The following is a 20,593-nucleotide window of genomic DNA, read 5'->3' on the forward strand; positions in this document are numbered from 1 at the left end:
CACATGTACATTTCGGAACTGAACGAAAGCAAACTGACTGATGCCCACTTGGAATCTTTATTGTTTACCGGCGTTGAAGATGACAACCAAAACGGTGATTGTATCGTAGTGGCCGGCAGTAGCATGGCAGTTCAGTACCGGCTCCCCAAGGCCGTCGAGCTCTATAGGCAAGGGCGCGCCGGGAAAATCCTGTTCTCCGGCGGTGTGACATGGGGGGCGAAAAATCATCCGGAAGCAATCGAATTAAAAAACGAAGCAATGGCGTTGGGGATCCCGGAAGAAGACATTTTGACCGAAACCCTTTCCTGGCATACACTGGAGTACGTACTCGCCTCGCTGCTCGTGCTGGATCGCACCTTCCATCTGTATAAAATCGAAAGACTGATTGTGGTTACAGCTTCCTATCATATGAGAAGGCTTCATTTGACAATGAAAACCTATATGCCGGACTGGATAGCTTTTTCCTTATGTCCTGCAGATGATCTTCTAACCGGGAAAAACAATTGGTTTCAGACTGAACAAGGAAGAAAACGCGCCTTTGCCGAAGCTGTTAAAATCATTCGTTATGTGAAACAAGGAGCTCTAGTAGATGAAAAGATCACCGAATGATAAGAGAGGTGCTACATGATGTCTCAAGTAGCTTTTGATGAACTGATAGACAAATTCGTTCGTTATGCAGAAAAAAACGAAAACATCCGTGCCGCCTTCATTGTCGGATCCAGAGCCAGAGAAAAAATGCCGGCAGATGAGTGGGCAGATCTCGACCTTGTCCTTTTCACTGAAAACCCGGAACCCTTTTTAAATGATAAAAAGTGGCTTTCACACATCGGAAGACCTGTTATTACCTTTCTGGAAAAGACTGCTGTAGGAGAGAGCACGGAACGAAGGGTCTTGTTTGAGGGAGGACTGGATGTCGATTTTGCCTTATTTCCAGTAACAACGTTATCCAGGATGGAAAAAAATACGGAAGTACTTCATGTTCTCGCCAAAGGCGTAAAAGTAGTGGTTGATAAAGATGACATCACCCGGTCGATCATCCAAAAAGCGAAAGCCCTACCGCCCGATAACCAAAGGGTGGCACACAGGGATATTGAAAATCACATCCATGATTTTTGGTATCATGCCTATCTGGCGGCGAAAAAGTTACGGCGTGGAGAACTGCTGGATGGGAAATCCATTTGTGATGGCTATATGAAAGACTGTCTTATTCGAATGATGAAACTGGAAGTAAATACACAAGAAAGCGCCGATATCCAAGTTTGGCACGGATATCGTTTTTTTGAAAACTGGGCAGGGTCAAATGCCTGTGAACAGTTCAAAAGGCTTTACGCCCGCTACGAGCAGGAGGAAACGTGGGAAGCCTTGAACAATACTATGATTTTTTTCCATAAGATATCGACTAACGTATGCAGAAGATTAAATATCGATTATCCTGATGAAGCTGCAGAATATGCAATGAACCTGGTAAACAGGCTGAATGACAGTCGTGCTGACACCTAAGAAATGCAGAAACGGTCTCCCCGCCTCCTGCAAGCAAAAAGGACGCGAAACAGGCGGGAACAGACGATAAAACGGATTTCTCTTTATAACTTAATAAAAACGCTTGGATGCTGATCCAAGCGTTTTTTACTTGCAGAGTTTTACAGAATCCAATGTTCGATCGCTTTGGCAACTCCGTCATGATTATGATCGGCGGTAACCCAATCGGCAGTCTGCTTTACTTCTTCCTGGGCATTGCCCATCGCTACTCCCAGTCCTGCTTCCTGAATCATTTTGATGTCATTGAGGCTGTCGCCTACAGTCATTACCTGATCCAGTGTGATGCCCATCAGTCCGCAAATTTTTTCTAAAGCTCTCGCTTTGTTGATACCAACCGCATTGATTTCGATATTCATCGGATGGGAATTACTTAGCTCGAGCAAATCGTTATCTTCCAATTCTTCGAGGATTCGATCTTTGACCTCTTCGCTGTCGATATCGATGCCTACCTTGAGCCATTCGTAGCCTTCCAGGTCAGCCGGAAACTCTCCGCGGAAGACTTTTTCCGTGGAAGCCATCCACGCGCGCGTTCCGTATCGCTCATTAAGATCGACCAACTTTTTGATGGTCTCGATATCTAAAGACTGACGGGATACCAGTTCGCCTTCTGACGTCCAAATCTCACTTCCATTTACCGTGATCAAATAAGAAGAAAGATTCAAAGAGATTGCATGTGCTTCGCATGATGACCGATGCCGTCCAGTGGAAAGAACAACCTCCACCCCTTTGTTACGGGCTTCTGTAATCGCCTTGCGATTTGCCTCCGAAATTTCCTCATTCGAATTCAGCAACGTCCCGTCCATATCCAGTGCAATTAATTTTATGTCAGGTTTACTTACCACCAAAACAACTCCTTTTAGTATGAAATCATCTGTATTAAATCCTCGACCCTCCCTATTATAATACAAAACGCCAAATCTGCCAGTCCAGCCAACCAGCAGCAGTAGATGAGAGGCGAGATGAGGGGTCAGTCCCTCCTACTTTTGGATTTGGGCGACGAGGGGTCAGTCCCTCCTACTTTTGGATTTGGCTGTTTTTATAAGAACAGAAGAGGGGGAGGGACTGACCCCAATCCACCGAAATCCATCTGCAAATGAAGCGACAATGCTGCCAGATCACTATTTTTCCTGGTTAAAGGTCTGTCCCCAGAATGATTATTTTCTCTGATTATATGCCTTCGGGGTCTGACCCTCCGCCTTTTCTTTTACCCGGTTTTCCGACAGTTATTCCTTTTTGGGGACTGACCCCGTTGACGGCCCTGCTAACGAATCCCGTTAACGCCCCGCCCCTCTAAGCCTTCTCTGTTACATTGACGATGTGATGGTTTCTTGATTTGGCTTTTCCTGGGTAATTTTAATCATTCTGCTTTTATGCAGGTTAAGATGGAAGAAGGATGGGTATATTTTATATGTGCACATAATGGAAGTGAACATATATATAGTATTTGACATTCCACCGGCAGAATGTTATATTTAAAAATAGACTTCGCCAACGAAGTGACTTTTAAAAATGACAAGTCTCATTAAACTGGCATTCTGCTTAGTTTTTAGCAACACTTATTCACACTGGATCGGCTTCGGAGCCGTAAGGATGTAAGAGAGGTAGGGCTTACGTCGTTTAAGTTTTAAAAACATCCAGGTGGAACATAGACCGCGGCAATATATATTTGGTTTTGATACTTGTTAGAAAAACAAGTTGCTTATAGTGTTCATAAAATTAGGCGCTCCCATTTTAATTGGGAGCGCCTTTCTAATTCACGCTTATCATCCTGGAATCTAATTACCTGTCCTTGTATTCTTGCACATAAATCGTGCAGGCCCTTCCTGAACATTTGCTGATTTATATCTTCGTGATGTCAACTTGTTTGAACAACCTGTCGCTTCCCTTAACGTTCAGCATCAAATAAGGTTTTTCACTTTGGTACAAACAGCCCCCGATATAACAAGGCCTTTTCCAGCAGGGAAATAAAATCCTTTTCCAAATCCAGTTCAAGCGCCTTTAAATAAGCGTCCATCAAAATATCATCTGACAAGCTATCAAACATTCACATCACCTTTAACCAATAGTTATTTCATACCGTTTAAAGTTGAGTCTTGTTGCAACAGCAACTGTAGCAGCACCGTTTCTTTTTCAACTATCTACTTATCCATAGGGATAATTGCCTATAAACATCTTACTAAAATACTTTTAGTATTTCAACGCTTACAAAACACTATTTATAGTATCTTCGATTGTTCACAAATACCATGTATATTTCTAATATAGAGGTGATCGTATGCACCAGAAGCCAATTTCAAAAGTAGTAGGCGAACGGCTCAGAGCAATCAGGAAACAGCAAGTACTAAGCCAAGAAGAGCTGGCTCATTTGTCAGGATTGCATCCCACCTATATCGGCCAGCTTGAAAGAGGTGAAAAAAATCCAACCATCAATACCATTCATAAAGTCACCCTATCCTTGGGTATTCCCATTTCGGAATTATTCCGTCTCACTGAGAATGTTAAAGATGAACAGATCAATATCCTCTTACATTTAAACCAATTAGGCGAAGAAGATCGCCAAGCACTCATAAAAATCATCGATGTCATGATGGAGTGGAAAAAACAAAACAAGTAAGGGCCGGGCCAAAAGCATGGCCATCAAAGCAAAAACGAACAAATTTGTTTTGGGTACTATGCTTTGTTCCAGCCTCCTCTTTTTTACGTGCTCCTCCCCCAAAGCCTCACACCACATCTTCCATCTAGCTTTACCAAGCACAAGATAAACAACCCAAGCGCTATATATTCCTTCCCAATCGCCTTACAGACAGCTGTATTGACCGAGAGTCGCTCTCAGCGATTTTGCCAATAAAGCTTTTGTCTATTAGGGTTGAAAGTGAAACAGTTTTCTGAATGTTCATTAAAAAGGAGGTGACCTCCTCTGCTTGGATAACCGGACGCCAAAACATAGGAGAGTATATCCGCGGAGTCCGGATTTATTGGACAGACTTAGAAGCTAGTTTTCTTACTTAGCAGAAAAGCAGATTGAATCATTCCAAAAATGAAAAATTAAAAGGGAGTGGCGATTTATGCAAGATCTATATCCGTCCAGAAAAAGTCAGGAAGTCAGTATTATTCCAAGAAAGGACCCGGTCATTCATGCAGGAAAAGGTCAAGAAAATCATTCTCCACTTACACAAGAACAGATAACCTCGTATGAACAAAATGGATTTTTGATGTTGGAGAGTTTCTTTTCGGAAAACGAAGTAAAAGAAATGAGCAAAGAAATCTACGGCCTTGCTGATGAATACAAACAATCGGACAAGCCGGAAGTCGTCCGTGAACCGACCAGTGAAGAAATCCGTTCCATTTTTGCCGTACATCAGAATAGTGATTATTTCGATAAGGTTTCTGCAGACCAGCGGCTGCTGGATATCGTCAATCACTTGCTCGGCGGCGATGTCTACGTCAACCAGTCACGGATCAATTACAAGCCAGGGTTTACCGGAAAAGAATTCTACTGGCATTCCGATTTCGAAACGTGGCATGTAGAAGACGGAATGCCGCGGATGCGTGCGGTCAGTGTATCCATTGCATTGTCTGACAACTATTCCTTTAATGGCCCGCTGATGCTGATCCCCGGTTCCCATGAGCATTTTATTTCCTGTATCGGGGAAGCACCGGAAGACCATTATAAGAAATCGCTGAAAATGCAGGAGTTCGGCGTACCAGATCATGACAGCATGACTTGGCTGGCCAACGAATACGGCATTTCTGTACCGACCGGTCCTGCAGGCAGCGTGCTGCTGTTCGAGTGCAACACGATGCATGGCAGCAACAGCAATATCACCCCTTTCGGCCGCAACAATTTGTTCATGGTCTACAACAGTGTGGAAAACAGATTGGTCGAACCGTTCTCGGGAGCAGCACCTAGACCTGAATTCATCGCTTCCAGGAAAAAGATGCCCGTGCTGGGCTGAGAATTACTTGGTAACCCCTCGATGGCAGCTATAACCATCAGCGTAAAAAAACGCTGGTGGTTTTTCTTTTGTAAAAATGACCGCTTAATTTTAATAATAAAAGAATTTGAATAGCCTTCTATAAGTCTGCAATGTCAGGAGGAAAACTCTTCCTCGGTCTAAAGTCTTAGTCGAGATACATCCGCGGATCATTATGCGACTTATAAAGCAACGGTAAGATATACATGCATGCGATGGAAAAGCATGTGTTAAACGAGACACCTCAGTTTCCCTTAAGAATTCATGAACTTTTTACTGTCTCTCCTCAAGAAGTCAACATCTAAGGCTTACCATGGGTCTTAAGCACTCCTCTTCTGCTCAATGCTTCGCAGAGTGGATTTCGTTTCCAATGTGCCTGTTTCGCAAATCGTTAAAGGAGGATGTAAATGAAGTTATTGGAATTTTTTTTAAAGCGCAAAATTTTAATCGGACTCTTGGTAGTGCTCATCCTGATGACTGGAAGCTATGCTGTCGTTAAACTGGACAAAGAGCTGATGCCAGCCATCGAAATGGACGGAGCCTATGTAGAGATGCTCGCAGGAGAAACAGCTGCCGCTGATGTGGAACGTTCGATTACGACCCCAATCGAAAAACAGTTACTTGCTATTGATGGGGTTACAGATGTTGAAACCACCACAGGCATCGGGAGAAGCTCATTCCAATTAACCTTTGAAAGCGGCAAAGGCGATGCCGTTTATCCAAAGGTAGAATCAGCGGTTAATGCAGCTGCAGCCGACATGTCTGCAGTCGATCATATCGAAACCGGCCGGTTCGGAACCAGCCAGAGCTACGAATTTTATATGGATGTTTCCGGCGGACAGATGGAAGAGATGACAGCCTTCTCCAAAAATGTACTGGAGCCCAGGCTGGAGGATTTAGCAGAAGTTCGCGACGTATCGCTCTCCGGTATGGAAGAACATGAAGCTGTCATTGCTTTTGATCAACAAAAATTATCAAATCATGCATTGGATACCCAACAGGCGGTTCAAGCCATACAAGCCGCCAATAGCGAAGCGACATTGGGTAGTTTCAGCGATGACAAAGACGCCCCTTCCCTTCGCTGGGATACCACTTATACCGACCTGAAGGATATAAAGAATACTGAAATAGCGACGACTGACGGGGTTGTCCGGGTAAAAGATGTTGCCGAGGTTTCACTGGAGCCTGTTCAAGATGGAGCATTCGTCTGGAAAAACGGCAGCAAGGATTTTATTTTTGTTCAAGTAGGACGTACAGATAATGTCAGCCAAATCGAAATGGCCGAAGCAGTCCGCGCCGAAATAAAAGAAATCGAGGATGCAGGTCTGGTCGATGGTTTCGAGCTTCATGAAATGGTAGCCCAGGCTGACTATGTCCAAGAATCCATTGACGGCGTCAGCAACAACATTTTGATCGGCGGTATCATTGCCATTGCTGTTTTGCTGTTATTCCTGCGAAATATCCGGGCAACCGCAATCATCGCCTTGTCGATTCCGACTTCCATCCTGTTGACATTCACGGCCATGTGGCTGTTTGATTATAGCTTCAACATGTTGACTCTGATCGGACTCGGATTGGGAATCGGTATGATGGTCGATTCATCTATCGTCATCCTCGAATCGATTTATCGAAAAAAAGAAGCCGGATTGGAAAGTCGACAGGCGGTATTGCAAGGGATAAAGGAAGTGGCTACCGCCGTTTTCGCTTCCATGCTCACTACGATTGTCGTATTCCTCCCTATCGGGTTGCTTGGAGGAGAAGTGGCACAATTCATGATCATGTTGTCGCTGGTGGTCGTTTTCACCTTGACCAGTTCGGTCATCGTTTCCTTTACGTTGATACCCGCTCTGTCGGAAAAATTCTTGACGTTCAGGAAAAAGCAAACCATCCAGAAGGAAGGCAACGTATTCCGGCTTTACCAGCGCATGCTTGCATGGATTGTTCGAAAAAAACGTTATAGCTTTTCGGTAATCGGCCTGTTCTTCGTCATGTTTGCCGCATCCTTGTTCCTTGTTACCAAATTGCCGATGACTATCATGCCAGATGTATACAACCGCTATGCTGAGTTGATGGTGGAAACGGAAACAGGGATTTCACCGGAAGAAAAAGAAGACTTGGTTCTAGAAATGAACAACAAACTGCAGGCAATCGATGACGTGGAAACAAATTATGTCATGGACAACGGCAACATGCTCTACGCGATTATCAACATGACCAAAGGGGAAGACACCACCCGTGATCAAAAAGACATCAACGAGGATATCATGGCCACCCTGCGCAGTCTCGAAGACAAGACGCCATTGACCAGTGTTCAAAGCGCCATGTCCGGCGGCAGTGGTTATCCAGTTCAAATCCATGTAGCCGGGGAAGACTTTTCGGAATTGAACGGGATTACCGAGCAATTCATCACCGAATTAAAAGAAATCGACGGAATCGTCGGAGTCACCCATTCCATGGAAAACGCTTCTCCAGAACAAGTGGTGGAGCTGGATAAAGAAAAGATAGAGGATGCCGGTTTGTCCCAAATACAAATCAAGCAGTATATTGAGCAAGCATTCCTGGACGTCCCTGTCGGTGAAATGACTACCGGAGATGAAACGATACCACTCAAAGCAACCTGGGATGATGAAACGGCTAGCCAAAAGCAGTTGCTGGAAAAGAAAATTCCTACAAGCGATGGAGAACAGGAATTATCCACTTTCGTCTCGCTGAGAACGGTGGAAACTCCAAATCAAATTTCCCATACTAACGGAGAACGCTATGTCTCCGTATCCGCTGATATTGAGGGGAAAGACCTGGGCACAATAAATCGCGAAGTACAAAAGCTGATTGATGACTATGATTTACCTGGCGGCTATTCTATATCGACCGCAGGAGATTTGGAACAGCAGCAGGAATTGATGATGGATATGGCAGTGATCCTCCTTCTCGCTATTTTCCTCGTCTACTTGGTAATGGCCGTTCAGTTCAATCATCTCGCCCACCCGCTGATCGTTATGTCGATCATCCCGATGACAGTGGTTGGCGTCATCGTCGGTTTATTTCTAACACAACGTGAATTAAGCATCATGTCTGGCATGGGAATTGTCATGTTGATCGGCATCGTGCTGAACAATGCAATTCTACTGATTGACCGAACCAATCAACTGCGCAACAACGGAGCAAATGTGGAGGATGCCTTAGTGGAAGCCGGAAAAAACAGGATTCGCCCGATATTCCTGACTACACTGACGACTGCAGGCGGCATGCTTCCATTAGCGCTGGCCACCGGAACCTCCGGAAACTACCAGGCACCGATGGCAACAGTGATCATTTCCGGCCTGCTGTTCGCTACTTTTATCACGTTGTTTCTGATTCCGGCAGTCTACCGGCTGTTCACCCGCAATAAAAAGAAACAATATCCGGAGCAGAAACCGGAGAATGAAACAGAGGAAGAAGCAATATAACCAATGGTTAGATGAAAAGTCTGTGAGGAAAAATCTCTCACAGACTTCTTTTGTTGAAAACCTTTTCGAATATATGCTATCTTCTACCGCTAATCCGCAAACCGATAACTTGCAGTACCTTTCAGCTCAAGCTTGACCCGGAATATACCCCCGGCATGCGGCTGCCGTTCCAGTTGTTCTGCTGTTAAGTGTTCCCGGGCGGTGGTGATATACAATTCATCCAGTTCTGCTCCGCCAAACGCACATGACGAAACATGCGCCGCCGGTAATTCAATCGTCTGGAGGCATTCGCCGGTGTCGGGGTCCCATCTGCCCACTCTGGAACCGCCCCATTGCGCAATCCACAGCATGCCTTCCTCGTCGATCGTCAATCCGTCCGGGGCTCCCTCTTCTTCCGGTATATGAATGACCGTTTTTCGATTGGAAATGGCGCCTGTTGCCGGCTCATAATCAAACGCATCAACCCTCTGGGTGGGCGTGTCCGCATAATACATCGTGTTTTTTTCTTCAGACCAGGCTAACCCGTTGGATATCGTGACATCCGACACCATTTTGGTTACCGTATAGTCTGCATCCATCCTATACAAAGAAGCCGCTCCCGGCTCTGCGTTCAATGCCATCGTTCCTGTCCAGAATCTTCCCTGTGGATCACATTTCCCCTCATTAAAACGACTCTGCGGTTTGTCTTCTTCGGGATTGATTATCAAAGACAATGCTTGACTTGAAGGATTCCACCGATGAATTCCATGATGCATCGCCAAAAGCAGATTCCCGGAAGCCGTCATGGCGACAGCGCTCACAAACTGATCAAATTGTATCGTTTCATCCTTTCCCTCTCTCGGAGAAAAAACATGCAGCTGATGGTTATTGATATCCACCCAATATAGCTGTTGCCGCTCTGCATCCCAATGGGGACTCTCTGCCAACTCTGCTTTGGCATCCAATAGTAAGTCTGCTTGTATTTTCATCTGTATTACCTCCTCCTTCTCAATTGAAACCGGGTCGGGTCGGACTCACCAAATTGTATATCTTCTAACAAATAAATATCCCGGGCAATAGAGAGGTCCCTATTACCCGGGTTTGTCTTGTTATCAGCCGGTGTTACGCAATCCGGCAGCAATCCCGCTGATGGTAAGCAACGCTTCAACCAACAGGTCATCGTCCGGCTCTTCTTGTTCACGCAATTCCTTAATCAGATTCACTTGCAGCAGATTCAACGGATCCACGTAAGGATTCCGGCGATGAACCGATTCTTGTATGTTCACCGTATTGTCCAGTAATTCCTGATTTCCAGTGATTTTCAACAATACTTCTTTGGTTCTGTTATATTCTTCGACGATGTTGCCGAAGATACGCTCGGCAATTTCCTCATCCTCCACCAATGCTGCATATTCCTTGGCTGTCGTGATGTCTGCTTTCAACAATGCCATTTGCAGGTTATCGACAGTTGAACGGAAAAACGGCCATTTTTCATACATTTCCTGTAACTGATGTAAATGTCCGGCGCTTTCCGAAGCATAGGAGTCCAACCCAGTGCCGGCGGCGTACCATGCCGGTAACAGCTGCCTGCTTTGCGTCCAGGCGAAAACCCACGGAATCGCCCGTAAATCTTCAAACCTGTCCCGATTTTTCCGGCTCATCGGTCGGGACCCTATATTTAAGGCACCTAATTCATTCAGCGGAGTAGCCTGTTTAAAATAAGTAAGAAAGTCAGGATCACCGAATACGAGTGACTGATACTTTTTCAGCGAAGTATTGGATATGTCCTCCATTATGCTGCGCCACTCTTTTTCCTCCCGCTCGTTGCCGCCGGCCAAACCGACCGTATTATCGACCGTCGACTCCAGCAAGGTGGAAGTAGCTTGTTCTAAACTGCGGTAAGCAATGTCCTCCAGCAAATACCTGGACGACAGCACTTCCCCTTGTTCAGTGATTTTGACTCCGTCACCCAGCGTTTCTGGCGGTTGCGATAGGATACTGCGATTCAACGGACCACCGCCTCTTCCCTGCGAGCCGCCGCGTCCGTGGAAAAATTTCAAACCGAGTCCGAACTTTTTCGCCACGTCATGTATTTCCTGCTGCGCCCTGTATAATCTCCAGTTGGCAGTAAGCGTTCCGCCGTCTTTACTGCCATCAGAATAGCCTAGCATGATTTCCTGCTGGTCTCCGTGCTTTCTTAAATGGCTGCTGTAACAGTCCATCCGGAACAAAGTTTCCATGATTTCCGGTCCGGCTATCAAATCATCGACTGTTTCCAAAAGCGGAGCCACGTTCAAATGAGTTTCCACTGAGCCATCAGCATGCACCCGGTAAATACCCGCCTCTTTTGCCAGGACGAGAACTTCCAATAGATCACTGGCAGATTTCGTCATACTGACCAAATAGACGGTGATGGCATTCCGGCCGAATTCATCGTGGGCGTCTTTGATCATTTGAAAGACCTTGAGCATTTCCTGGGTCTCTTCAGAATAATCCTCATTCAACAATAACAACGGACGAGGATCATTCAAAACTTCTTCAAGCACTTTCTGCTTTTCCGTTTCCGACAATGAAGCATAATCCTCCGCGATATGAACTTTCTTCAGGATTTCTGTTACCGCAGCTTCATGTTCTCCACTATGGTTACGTACATCAAGCGAGGCCAGATGGAAGCCGAATAACTGTACTTGTCTGATCAATTTGCCAAGCGCCTTCCACTCCCGGTCGACCGGCTGGTGTGATTGGACACTATTCTCAATCAATTGCAGATCTTCCAGAAGCTCAGCGGAATCCTTGTAGCCGATTGACGATTTCCCTGTCTCTTCAAGCCGCTTCAACATTACCGCAAATTTGCGCCGGTATATTTCTGCCTCTACCGCCCATGCCTGGCCTTTCTCCATGTAATCTGCTTCGTCTTTTTCTACTGAGGCAATCAACTCTTCGCTAATTATCACCCGTTCAGTCGAATGGCTGAAACGCTTCATCAGCTGAACAATGATTTCTTTGTACTTCTTCAATGCCAAATTGCGTTGTTTGTGTAAGGTTTCCCAGGTAACCTCCGGCGTGACATTCGGATTTCCGTCCCTGTCGCCGCCGATCCAGGAACCAAAATGCAGGAAGTTCGGCACTTTCCAGGTGGTGCTGTCGAAGTTTTCCTTCAACTGTTCTTCCAGCTCCTGATGGATTTCAGGCAGTACATCAAAAAAAGTTTGATCGAAATAATATAAGCCGTTGCGCACCTCATCCATCACAGTTGGTTTCCTGTGTCGCAGCTCATCCGTCTGCCAGAGAATGGTTACCTCGTTCACCAGTCCGTCTTCCAGCTCCTTCCGCTCTTTGCTGGTAAGCTGGGGCTGATCAAGCTTTTGCAACATACTGGCGATCTGTTTTTGAATTTCCAGCACAGAATGCTTCGTCGCTTCCGTGGGATGCGCAGTAATGATCAATTCCAGCGACAACTCATCAAGCACCTTTTGAATGGTTTCCTCATCCACTTGTTTGTTTTTCAACGAAACCACAGCGCTTTCAATTGAACCGGGCTGTGCCATTTCAGCTTCTTGAAGCTGATATTCCCTGCGTCTGCGAATACGATGGTTTTGCTCGGCTGCATTGATCAAATGAAAATATACCGAAAACGCACGGATCACCTGCTGACGCATGGGCGGCTTCAAGTTTGCGATTTCCTGTTTCAACGCTTTATATGTTCCTTCATCATATTCATTACGGAGCTTTTTAGTGGTGACCCGGATCTTTTCCACTTTTTCCAAAAGTTCAGGTCCGCCATGATGCAACAATACTTCTCCAAGAATATTCCCCAATGCTTTCACGTCTCGCCTTAATGACATACTACTGTCCCTTTCCTTTTCTAAAGTTTGCAAAGTGTCACCTTCCCCTAAATCTTCTGAATTTCGAAAACGTTGTCTTATCACTATTTTATAATGAATCGGCGAAAGTATCACGGAAAAACCATCAATCAATCTATAATCGATATAGATCAATTAAATATCAATCTATCAATTAGATTATAAGGTGACATTTTGCTTGATTCTCCACCTACAAATCAAAAGAAATGGTTTCGGCGGGAAAATACGTTTTCTGATAACTGCTTATTCTCAATTCTATCGGTTTCACTTCTTTTGAACCGTTACCGCTCAGGGTGTAAGTGTTTTCCAGGGGAAAATAACGGAGTTTCTCCATTTCGTCCCATGTTTGAACCTGATTCGGATCAAATTTTTTTCCTTCTTCATCAACCAGGATGCCATCCTTTTCCTCCTGTGAAACCGACACGCTTTCCGGTTCCGTACGTATATCATATTGAACCCGTTCAAACTCCCTGTCCTTATCCCAACCTTCTTTGATGGTCAGGCTGGTTTCCCCATCGATGTTTATATCGGTTATCGAAATTTCCGTCCCTTTAAAAGAAAAAGATTGGGGCTCTTCTTTGTCCGGATCGATCGGAAAGGATGCGTCCGTGGCAATGTACTCTTCGAGTCTGGCTACACCAAGCTGCAAAGACTCCTCCGGGGCTCGGTACATGGAGTCGAACATAGCCTGTGAATGCACCCACTGGCTATCCCGGTGCTGTTCCTCAGCGTACACCAACCCCAGGTCTTCCCGCTGATATGTTTTCTCTTCACCGATTAACCGGTCGAAATAAAAGAACCTGTCGCTGCCGTCCAGACCAGGCTCATATTTGTAATCGACCAACGTTCCAGTCGGCGCGATCCTTACCTGATCGATGACAATACGGTTTCCTTCAATGTCTGCTTCCACGTCTACAGGCTTCTCGATTATTTCCTCTTTGTCTGCTTCAATGGTGAACTCCCATTCGCCATCCAGAGCGGGCTCCGCTGAATGAGGACCACCGTACGGGTACGGATCGTTTGAATCCGCCAAGTCTTCCGCGGAAACCTCTCTCAGCATGTTGATTTGCAAATCAAAAACAGCGCTGTCTTCTTTGATCGGCGCCAAGGTAATTCGTCCACGATATTTGCCCTCCGGCTGCTGGTCGCCATCCTTCAAACCATTGACAAGCTGGCCATGAGAACGCCCTATATCAAAAACGCCCTTTTCACTGTTGACCCGTGGTGGCTGGGAATAATCCAGCCGGAGCAATCTATTTTCTGCATGGTCCTCCACTTCATAGTACACGAAAGTCTGCAGGTCATCGGCAATTACATGGGTGATGGTTACTTCCACGTCTTCATCCCGCTGGCTGACATGTACTTCATTTCCTATCCCGTATTGTTCGATTTCCGCCACACTGTCTTCTGTCGGCATTCGCATGCTCTTCCACCAACCTGCCACTTTGTCCACTCCGCCAAAAGCAAAAGCCGCAGCTGCCAAACATAAACATCCGATCATTACCATTCCCCAAAACCGCGGGGTCGTTTTGGCAAGCCATTCTTTTATCCCTTTTCCGCTGTTCAACCGGTATTCCTGGAAATATTGGCGACAGTCAGGACATTGACTGACGTGCGCTTCCAGTTTTTCTCTTTTCTTTTTGGCCAGTTTTCCTTGTTTATACTTTTTGACTACCTGTCTGGATTGTTCACAGTCGATATCTTCCACCTACTTTTCTCTCTCGATTCCCTTTTTTCTATATTCGACAATATCCTGTTTTTTTCCTGTCTCCTTCTACTTTTTCCCGTGAAGGGAAATAACTTTTTACTGCGACCGGATTAGAAAAACTAACGAATGACCTGTTTTGTATCGTATAATGGGAGGAACATGGATGGCATCATTACTGCCGGGAAAAGGACGGGAACAAAATGAGAGAATGGAAGCTGGCCGAGCAAGCTCTATCACAAATCGAAGTTCATTCTACAGAGGACAATCAGCTGGTAACCGTCACTGGCAGCATCGATGGGTTGACGATTGCGGGAATTGGCACGGATGCGGCAGTACTCCGTTTCAATCCGCTGCCCGGTTATGCCTTCAAACTCTATGCGAATGAAAAAATCACAAAACGGGCGATTGAATATCAAGTTTATCAGCAGCTTGGACGAAACCGGCATTTCCCTGTCTGTTATGGTGCCGGGGACCGTTATCTTGTATTGAGCTATGAACCTGGCATCACATTATACGATTGCCTGATCCGCGGTATTCCGATTCCCCGCCAATTGATAGCGGACGTGGAAGCTGCCCGTCAGTATGTACGATCTTCAGGCCTCAATCCAAGGGATATCCATCTAAAAAACATCCTGCTGCAGAACGGCAGGGCGAAATTGCTGGATGTGTCTGAATATAGTAAGTCTGGCAACGACTATCGTTGGGATCATTTAAAAAAGGGCTATGAATTGTATTACCACCTTATCGAAGGAAAACCGGTTCCTATCTGGTTGATCGATCGAATCAGAAAATGGTATCAACCCGGAAATGGCCATGCACCTGCTTTTGAGGAGGTCGTCAAACGTGCAGCCAGGCTTTTGAAGCGGAGATGACCGGGTAATGTGCGGGGCTTGGAGCGGGAAATCGGACCAGCTCCTCACTGCATCTAGGATAATTATACCTGCGGGTCCTTTGGTATCCCGTCACAAATAAAAAGAAGCAGATGACTGCGTGCCTGCACTCACGACAGTCGTCTGCTTCGTTATTAATTGACGCTGTTTTCCACGTCTTTCTCTTTCAAAGCCTTGCGGAGAAAGTCGGTAAGCTGTTCGCTCATTTCTTCATCCTGTAACGCCATTTCGATGGTGCTTTTGATGAAACCGAATTTTTCCCCGACATCATATCGTTTTCCTTCAAAATTATAGGCGAATACACGCTGAATAGTGTTCAGATGTTGAATCGCGTCAGTAAGCTGGATTTCACCGCCAGCACCTTTTTCTTGCTTATCAAGGTACATGAAAATTTCCGGTGTCAGGATGTAACGGCCCATGATTGCCAAGTTGGATGGCGCAGACCCTTGAGGCGGCTTCTCCACAAAATCGGAAACTTCATACAGGCGACCGTTCTCACTGGAAGGATCGATGATGCCGTAACGCTGTGTCTCATCATCCGGTACGGATTGCACGCCGATTACCGAAGATAACGTTTCATCGTATATGTTCATCAGCTGCTTCAAACAAGGGACATCCGATTGCACGATGTCATCACCCAGCAAGACAGCAAACGGTTCATTTCCGATGAACTTCCGTGCGCTCCACACTGCGTGCCCAAGCCCTTGTGGTTCTTTCTGGCGGATATAGTGAATGTCGACTTTTGCAGGCTGTTTGATTTTTTCCAGTAAGTCATATTTTTCTTTTCTTCTCAAGTTTTCTTCCAGCTCAAAGGAATAGTCGAAATGATCCTCGATTGCGCGCTTCCCTTTACCGGTAACAATGATAATGTCTTCGATGCCTGCTTCCACCGCTTCTTCCACAATGTATTGAATCGTCGGTTTGTCCACGATTGGAAGCATTTCTTTCGGCATTGCCTTCGTTGCAGGTAAAAATCTTGTTCCCAGCCCTGCAGCTGGAATGATCGCTTTTTTGATTTTGCTCATTTTATCTCACCCTTTTACTGATTTTTTGTCCGTACCATGATTCGTAAAGGAAAAAGCCCTTCCCGGCTTATGCCTGGGAAAGCTTCTTCTTTTGTTCATCTTATCCATTTCTATTATAACAGAAGGTAAATTTTTTCATAAATTCATATTGCTTCAGTCAATTCCCAAATCATGCAGAATATCGCTCGCCCAGCGGTCGACGTCGTGTTCAAACACGTGATCGCGCATGGTGCTCATCCGGCGTTTCTGCTCCTCTTCCGATGCATCCCATGCCTCTTTGACCACTTCTTTCATGCCATCGATGTCATGCGGATTGCATAACCACGCGTCTTTCAGTTCCTGGGCAGCACCGGCGAATTCACTTAAAATCAGGTTCCCATTACCGAATATGCGGGAAGCGACGTATTCCTTACATACGAGATTCATCCCGTCACGGATCGGCGTTACCATCATCAGATCGGCGATACGGAACAATGCCGCCAATTCTGTCCGGTTCAAGGAACGAGGGATATAGTCGACGGCCGGTAGTCCGAATCGGCCAAACTCGCCGTTGATGCCACCGACCTCTCTCTCCACTTCTTCGCGGAGTTTGGCATAACTTTCAACTCGTTCACGAGATGGCGGTGCCACTTGGACGAGCACCACTTCCTCTGGGTCCAGCATGCCATCAGCAAGCATTTCGCGGTAGACCTTCAATCGTCGATCGATGCCTTTGGTATAGTCCAAGCGGTCTACGCCAAGGATGATGCGTCGGTTGCCCAGCTCGCTTAGGTACCGATGAATCAATTTTTCCACCTCGGCACTGCGAGCCAGTCTGTCATATTCCTTACTGCTTATCGAGATAGGATAGTCGTCGACTTTGACTTTCCGGCCGTCTTTGGCCACCACCGTATTTTCCGTCGGCGATAGTCCGAGGAAGTCACGAGTCAAGTCCAGGAAGTTACGTGCCGCTCCTTGTACTTGGAAGCCAATCAAATCTGCTCCGAGCAGTCCCTCGACCACTCTTCGTCTCCATGGAAGTTGGGAGAACAATTCCTTTGGCGGGAAGGGGATATGCAGAAAAAAGCCGATTCGAACGTCCGGCCGCAATTCCCTAAGCATTTGCGGGACAAGCTGCAGCTGATAATCCTGGATAAACACTGTTCCGCCCTCTGCCGCTTCTTTGGCAGCAGCATCGGCAAAACGCTGGTTTACTTCTACGTATTTATCCCACCAGCTTCGATCAAACTTCGGCGTCACCATGGCATCGTGGTAAAGCGGCCAAAGCGTCGCATTGGAAAAACCTTCGTAATACTCTTCCACGTCCTCTTGTGTCAGTTGGATCGGCACGATTTTCATGCCATCTTCTCTGAATGGCGCTGGGGGTTCACTGGTGCCGCCCGCCCAGCCAATCCAGGCACCTTCTCTCTTCTTCAACATTGGTTCCAATGCTGTAACGAGTCCGCCTGGCGACCTTTTCCATTGTACATTTCCATTTTCATCTGTATAACTATCTACCGGGAGCCGGTTGGCGAGCACAAGAAATGTCGAACCCTCCTGCTCCATTTTATCGGCTTTGTGTTGTTGTTTGTTTTGATTTGTTTCAGCGTTATTTTCCTGATATGTGCCGGTATTTCTATTAATTTTTATCGATTTATTATCATATGTCGGATTTCCTGTTTGTACTTCTTGTTTGGTAATCGCGGATGAACCTTCTGGCGACCCTTTCTCTACGTTTTTCACTGGTTTCATTTGCCATCCTCCTTAATATTGTCAGAAAAATAACTGGTAACCAATAGATACCCATTCTTTTTCCGGGTAAAACAAGTTTTATTTTGGCTGGACTGGCAAGATCTTCTTTGCAGGGTGAAATTGAGGCGAAAGTCCGAGAATGAAGATAATGCGCGGAGAATTTTTACTGGTCTAAAGGCATATAAAAGAAGAACTTGAAGTCTGAATTGTATATAGTAAGTCACATTATAGATGAATTGTTAAAAAATTGTTACAGTTTTGGAAGGTAATCTGACAACAGTTTCTGCAGTCGGCCATTTCTTCATGTCAGATTGCCAGCAAAAATTCACAATTGGAAAACCACAAGGATACTGTAGTTATCTTAAGCAACATTATGGTAGAATATTGTTGAAAGCTGTCCGGACGCCGGACTGCTATTTAAGTAAATTAGGAGAGTTTATCATGACTGAAATGAATGATAAAAGATTGGAATATAGAAAAAAAAGGCGTAAACGCAAAAAGAGAAGACGTTTTCTCGTCATCTTTTTATTGCTTATACTCGCCATCGGGGGTTATTCCTTCTACCAATGGTATCAAGCCAAGTCGACTGCCGAAGAGAAGCAGCCAAAGGAAGAGATCGAATTTCACGGAGCAGAAGAAACTGCCGACAATTTCAATGTGCTGATGATGGGGGACGATTCCCGTGGAGATGAGCCAGCGCGGACGGATACAATTATGATCGCCCATTATGATTCCAGTTCGAAGCGTCCGAAAATCGTCTCGATTATGCGGGACACTTATGTTGAAATACCAGGTCACGGCTATAACAAAATCAATGCAGCTTATGCGATTGGTGGTCCTGACTTACTGCGTGAAACCATCAGCCATAATTTCGGAGTGGATTTGCACTACTATGCCATTGTCGGTTTTGAAGGGTTTGTCGATGTGGTCAATACAATTGCCCCAGACGGAATCGAAGCAACGGTTACACCGGAAATGACCCAGGACAAAAAAGCACTCGGGGTTCAGCTGGAAGAAGGAACGCAGAAACTGAATGGAGAAGAATTACTGGCTTATGCGCGCTTTCGTCACGACAGCCAGAGTGATTTCGGCCGGGTACAGCGCCAGCAAGAAGTCATCCAGAAGCTTACCGACAAGGTGAAAAGCGTCTCGACGGTCACCAAACTGCCTGAATTGGTCGGATATGCTCAAGGGTATATCGACACCAATGTCCGCACCGGTTTGATTACCAGCATGGCAAAAGATGTGGTGTTGGGGAACACGAAGGACTTTGAAACATTGAGAATTCCTGAGGACGGTTCCTATGAAAACGTGAGATATGAAGGAGTAGGACTGGCATTATCGATTGATATGGAACACAACGCAGCCTTGATGCAGGACTTTTTACAAGATGAATAATGACCAAAAGCAGGACGCCAGGCCAGGCATCCTGCTTTTTCTTTTGTTTGGAGAGTTTATTCGGGCTGGGTGCCCTTATCTCTCAAGTGCTTTTGTTTACCGAGCGGCGGGCAAGGTGCTTCCGTCTTTTGTCAATCCTCGTCTTTTACGTCAATATCTTCCGGCAAGGGTTCAGCAAGGTATTCCTGGATCATCTGCTTATACTTCTCTACTTCTTCCAGATGGGAAACAAACTGTTCCTTGTTGATCAGATACTGCTCGCCATCATGGATGGCCCGGATGCGATTGTGCAAAATCAGTGTTTCAATCACCGATTCTTTCATGGACAAGTATTCAGCCGTTTCTTTCACCGTCAAATACACTGCATCACCCTCTTTTCTTCTGGATTTCCGCCCCCTCCGGCTGGATCCCTTTTCCTATTCAAATAGATGTTCCCTTCTATTGTGGCAAAAACCAGCATGGATTACCAGCCGTTATCCCATGGGAACAACTCTAGTTTTATACTGACTCGATCCCCCAGTTCTTAAACAAGCCAACCCCACGATATATTGTAAATAAGCAAGCAACCAGAACCGGGGTCAGTCCCCACAACCAGATTCTACCGGACCGTACCCAGGGGGGACTGCAGGGGGGACTGACCCTCACAGCGGTATTTTCCACCATTTCGAGAAGCGGAATCACTCTTCAAGGCCGCCCCAAAGCGAAATTGCAACTTTGAGGGTCAGTCCCCAAACAGGAACGAACTGAAAACATCGGATTGGGGACTGACCCCTTACCTGGACCCCTTACCTAACTCTCTGCTTCTTATTCTGTCTCTATCCATCAAGCTGAAGAAAGGAGGGGGATTATTGAGAGGGATGGATTGGCAGCTGGTGCTATTTGTGGGTACTTCTTTGGTGCAGGAATATTGGCTGTATTTCGGCCTGCCCCGGGTTTATTTTTGGGATGTCGAGAGGGAGCTTTATCGTAATACAGAGGTTCCTGAGGATGATGATCATCGTGCGGCATAGCTCCTGTCAATGAACAAAAAAAGCAGCCCG

General features: G+C 46.0%; 16 protein-coding genes. 8 read left to right on the plus strand and 8 right to left on the minus strand.

Features of this window, described 5'->3' with window-relative positions:
* Nucleotides 1–3 precede the first annotated feature (3 nt).
* Both ABVF09_RS11610 and ABVF09_RS11615 read left to right on the plus strand, forming a co-directional pair.
* A complete protein-coding gene (locus ABVF09_RS11610; protein WP_371069244.1) occupies nucleotides 4–609 on the plus strand; it encodes a YdcF family protein in 606 nt (201 codons plus the stop codon).
* Nucleotides 610–624: 15 nt separating this feature from the next.
* Nucleotides 625–1,500: an aminoglycoside 6-adenylyltransferase gene (locus tag ABVF09_RS11615; protein WP_155911847.1), complete on the plus strand. Its 876-nt coding sequence runs from the start codon at nucleotides 625–627 to the stop codon at nucleotides 1,498–1,500.
* A gap of 140 nt (nucleotides 1,501–1,640) precedes the next feature.
* On the opposite strand, the gene ABVF09_RS11620 is transcribed toward ABVF09_RS11615, so the two are convergent.
* A complete protein-coding gene (locus ABVF09_RS11620) occupies nucleotides 1,641–2,384 on the minus strand; it encodes a Cof-type HAD-IIB family hydrolase (protein ID WP_371069245.1) in 744 nt (247 codons plus the stop codon).
* A 1,067-nt stretch (nucleotides 2,385–3,451) separates the two neighbouring features.
* Nucleotides 3,452–3,583, minus strand: coding sequence for a sporulation histidine kinase inhibitor Sda (gene sda, locus ABVF09_RS11625; protein ID WP_371069246.1), 132 nt, complete (start codon nucleotides 3,581–3,583; stop codon nucleotides 3,452–3,454).
* 231 nt (nucleotides 3,584–3,814) lie between these two features.
* Between sda and ABVF09_RS11630 the strand changes: the two genes are divergently transcribed.
* The 3 genes from ABVF09_RS11630 to ABVF09_RS11640 all read left to right on the plus strand — a co-directional run bounded on the left by ABVF09_RS11630 (nucleotide 3,815) and on the right by ABVF09_RS11640 (nucleotide 8,959).
* On the plus strand, nucleotides 3,815–4,153 hold the full coding sequence (locus ABVF09_RS11630) for a helix-turn-helix domain-containing protein (RefSeq protein ID WP_026569306.1): 339 nt from the start codon (nucleotides 3,815–3,817) through the stop codon (nucleotides 4,151–4,153).
* A gap of 451 nt (nucleotides 4,154–4,604) precedes the next feature.
* Nucleotides 4,605–5,495, plus strand: a complete 891-nt coding sequence (gene thpD / locus ABVF09_RS11635) for an ectoine hydroxylase (RefSeq protein WP_371069247.1) — start codon at nucleotides 4,605–4,607, stop codon at nucleotides 5,493–5,495.
* Between the two features lie 425 nt (nucleotides 5,496–5,920).
* The gene (locus tag ABVF09_RS11640; RefSeq protein ID WP_371069248.1) at nucleotides 5,921–8,959 is read left to right on the plus strand and encodes an efflux RND transporter permease subunit; all 3,039 of its coding nucleotides are present in this window, start codon (nucleotides 5,921–5,923) and stop codon (nucleotides 8,957–8,959) included.
* 89 nt (nucleotides 8,960–9,048) lie between these two features.
* Here ABVF09_RS11640 and ABVF09_RS11645 read toward each other — a convergent pair whose 3' ends face one another.
* The 3 genes from ABVF09_RS11645 to ABVF09_RS11655 all read right to left on the minus strand — a co-directional run bounded on the left by ABVF09_RS11645 (nucleotide 9,049) and on the right by ABVF09_RS11655 (nucleotide 14,509).
* Nucleotides 9,049–9,927 carry an SMP-30/gluconolactonase/LRE family protein gene (locus ABVF09_RS11645; RefSeq protein WP_371069249.1) on the minus strand — a complete coding sequence of 293 codons (879 nt, stop codon included), beginning with the start codon at nucleotides 9,925–9,927 and terminating at the stop codon, nucleotides 9,049–9,051.
* Nucleotides 9,928–10,050: 123 nt separating this feature from the next.
* The gene (gene ppc / locus ABVF09_RS11650) at nucleotides 10,051–12,783 is read right to left on the minus strand and encodes a phosphoenolpyruvate carboxylase (RefSeq protein ID WP_371069250.1); all 2,733 of its coding nucleotides are present in this window, start codon (nucleotides 12,781–12,783) and stop codon (nucleotides 10,051–10,053) included.
* A gap of 208 nt (nucleotides 12,784–12,991) precedes the next feature.
* Nucleotides 12,992–14,509, minus strand: a complete 1,518-nt coding sequence (locus tag ABVF09_RS11655) for a DUF4179 domain-containing protein (RefSeq protein WP_371069251.1) — start codon at nucleotides 14,507–14,509, stop codon at nucleotides 12,992–12,994.
* Nucleotides 14,510–14,709: 200 nt separating this feature from the next.
* Here ABVF09_RS11655 and ABVF09_RS11660 point away from each other — a divergent pair, with 200 nt between their 5' ends.
* The gene (locus ABVF09_RS11660) at nucleotides 14,710–15,381 is read left to right on the plus strand and encodes a serine/threonine protein kinase (protein WP_026569300.1); all 672 of its coding nucleotides are present in this window, start codon (nucleotides 14,710–14,712) and stop codon (nucleotides 15,379–15,381) included.
* A 152-nt stretch (nucleotides 15,382–15,533) separates the two neighbouring features.
* Here the strand turns inward: ABVF09_RS11660 and galU are convergent, their stop codons facing one another.
* Both galU and ABVF09_RS11670 read right to left on the minus strand, forming a co-directional pair.
* The gene (gene galU / locus ABVF09_RS11665; RefSeq protein ID WP_026569299.1) at nucleotides 15,534–16,424 is read right to left on the minus strand and encodes a UTP--glucose-1-phosphate uridylyltransferase GalU; all 891 of its coding nucleotides are present in this window, start codon (nucleotides 16,422–16,424) and stop codon (nucleotides 15,534–15,536) included.
* Nucleotides 16,425–16,577: 153 nt separating this feature from the next.
* The gene (locus ABVF09_RS11670) at nucleotides 16,578–18,155 is read right to left on the minus strand and encodes an alpha,alpha-trehalose-phosphate synthase (UDP-forming) (protein ID WP_371069252.1); all 1,578 of its coding nucleotides are present in this window, start codon (nucleotides 18,153–18,155) and stop codon (nucleotides 16,578–16,580) included.
* 441 nt (nucleotides 18,156–18,596) lie between these two features.
* Here ABVF09_RS11670 and ABVF09_RS11675 point away from each other — a divergent pair, with 441 nt between their 5' ends.
* Nucleotides 18,597–19,553 carry an LCP family protein gene (locus ABVF09_RS11675; RefSeq protein ID WP_026569297.1) on the plus strand — a complete coding sequence of 319 codons (957 nt, stop codon included), beginning with the start codon at nucleotides 18,597–18,599 and terminating at the stop codon, nucleotides 19,551–19,553.
* A 131-nt stretch (nucleotides 19,554–19,684) separates the two neighbouring features.
* On the opposite strand, the gene ABVF09_RS11680 is transcribed toward ABVF09_RS11675, so the two are convergent.
* Complete coding sequence (locus ABVF09_RS11680) at nucleotides 19,685–19,915, minus strand: excisionase family DNA-binding protein (protein ID WP_026569296.1); 231 nt, start codon at nucleotides 19,913–19,915, stop codon at nucleotides 19,685–19,687.
* A 486-nt stretch (nucleotides 19,916–20,401) separates the two neighbouring features.
* On the opposite strand from ABVF09_RS11680, the gene ABVF09_RS11685 reads away from it, so the two are divergent.
* Nucleotides 20,402–20,563: a hypothetical protein gene (locus tag ABVF09_RS11685; RefSeq protein WP_162832879.1), complete on the plus strand. Its 162-nt coding sequence runs from the start codon at nucleotides 20,402–20,404 to the stop codon at nucleotides 20,561–20,563.
* Nucleotides 20,564–20,593: the final 30 nt, after the last annotated feature.

Origin of the sequence: Sediminibacillus sp. JSM 1682029 (assembly GCF_041366435.1) — a bacterium.
GTDB lineage: Bacteria > Bacillota > Bacilli > Bacillales > Amphibacillaceae > Sediminibacillus > Sediminibacillus terrae.

Coding starts and splice junctions, on each gene's coding strand:
- ABVF09_RS11610 (WP_371069244.1), top strand. CDS start 4: ATGTACATTTCGGAACTGAACGAAAGCAAACTGACTGATGCCCACTTG.
- ABVF09_RS11615 (WP_155911847.1), top strand. CDS start 625: ATGATGTCTCAAGTAGCTTTTGATGAACTGATAGACAAATTCGTTCGT.
- sda (WP_371069246.1), bottom strand. CDS start 3,583: ATGTTTGATAGCTTGTCAGATGATATTTTGATGGACGCTTATTTAAAG.
- ABVF09_RS11630 (WP_026569306.1), top strand. CDS start 3,815: ATGCACCAGAAGCCAATTTCAAAAGTAGTAGGCGAACGGCTCAGAGCA.
- thpD (WP_371069247.1), top strand. CDS start 4,605: ATGCAAGATCTATATCCGTCCAGAAAAAGTCAGGAAGTCAGTATTATT.
- ABVF09_RS11640 (WP_371069248.1), top strand. CDS start 5,921: ATGAAGTTATTGGAATTTTTTTTAAAGCGCAAAATTTTAATCGGACTC.
- ABVF09_RS11645 (WP_371069249.1), bottom strand. CDS start 9,927: ATGAAAATACAAGCAGACTTACTATTGGATGCCAAAGCAGAGTTGGCA.
- ppc (WP_371069250.1), bottom strand. CDS start 12,783: ATGTCATTAAGGCGAGACGTGAAAGCATTGGGGAATATTCTTGGAGAA.
- ABVF09_RS11660 (WP_026569300.1), top strand. CDS start 14,710: ATGAGAGAATGGAAGCTGGCCGAGCAAGCTCTATCACAAATCGAAGTT.
- galU (WP_026569299.1), bottom strand. CDS start 16,424: ATGAGCAAAATCAAAAAAGCGATCATTCCAGCTGCAGGGCTGGGAACA.
- ABVF09_RS11670 (WP_371069252.1), bottom strand. CDS start 18,155: ATGAAACCAGTGAAAAACGTAGAGAAAGGGTCGCCAGAAGGTTCATCC.
- ABVF09_RS11675 (WP_026569297.1), top strand. CDS start 18,597: ATGACTGAAATGAATGATAAAAGATTGGAATATAGAAAAAAAAGGCGT.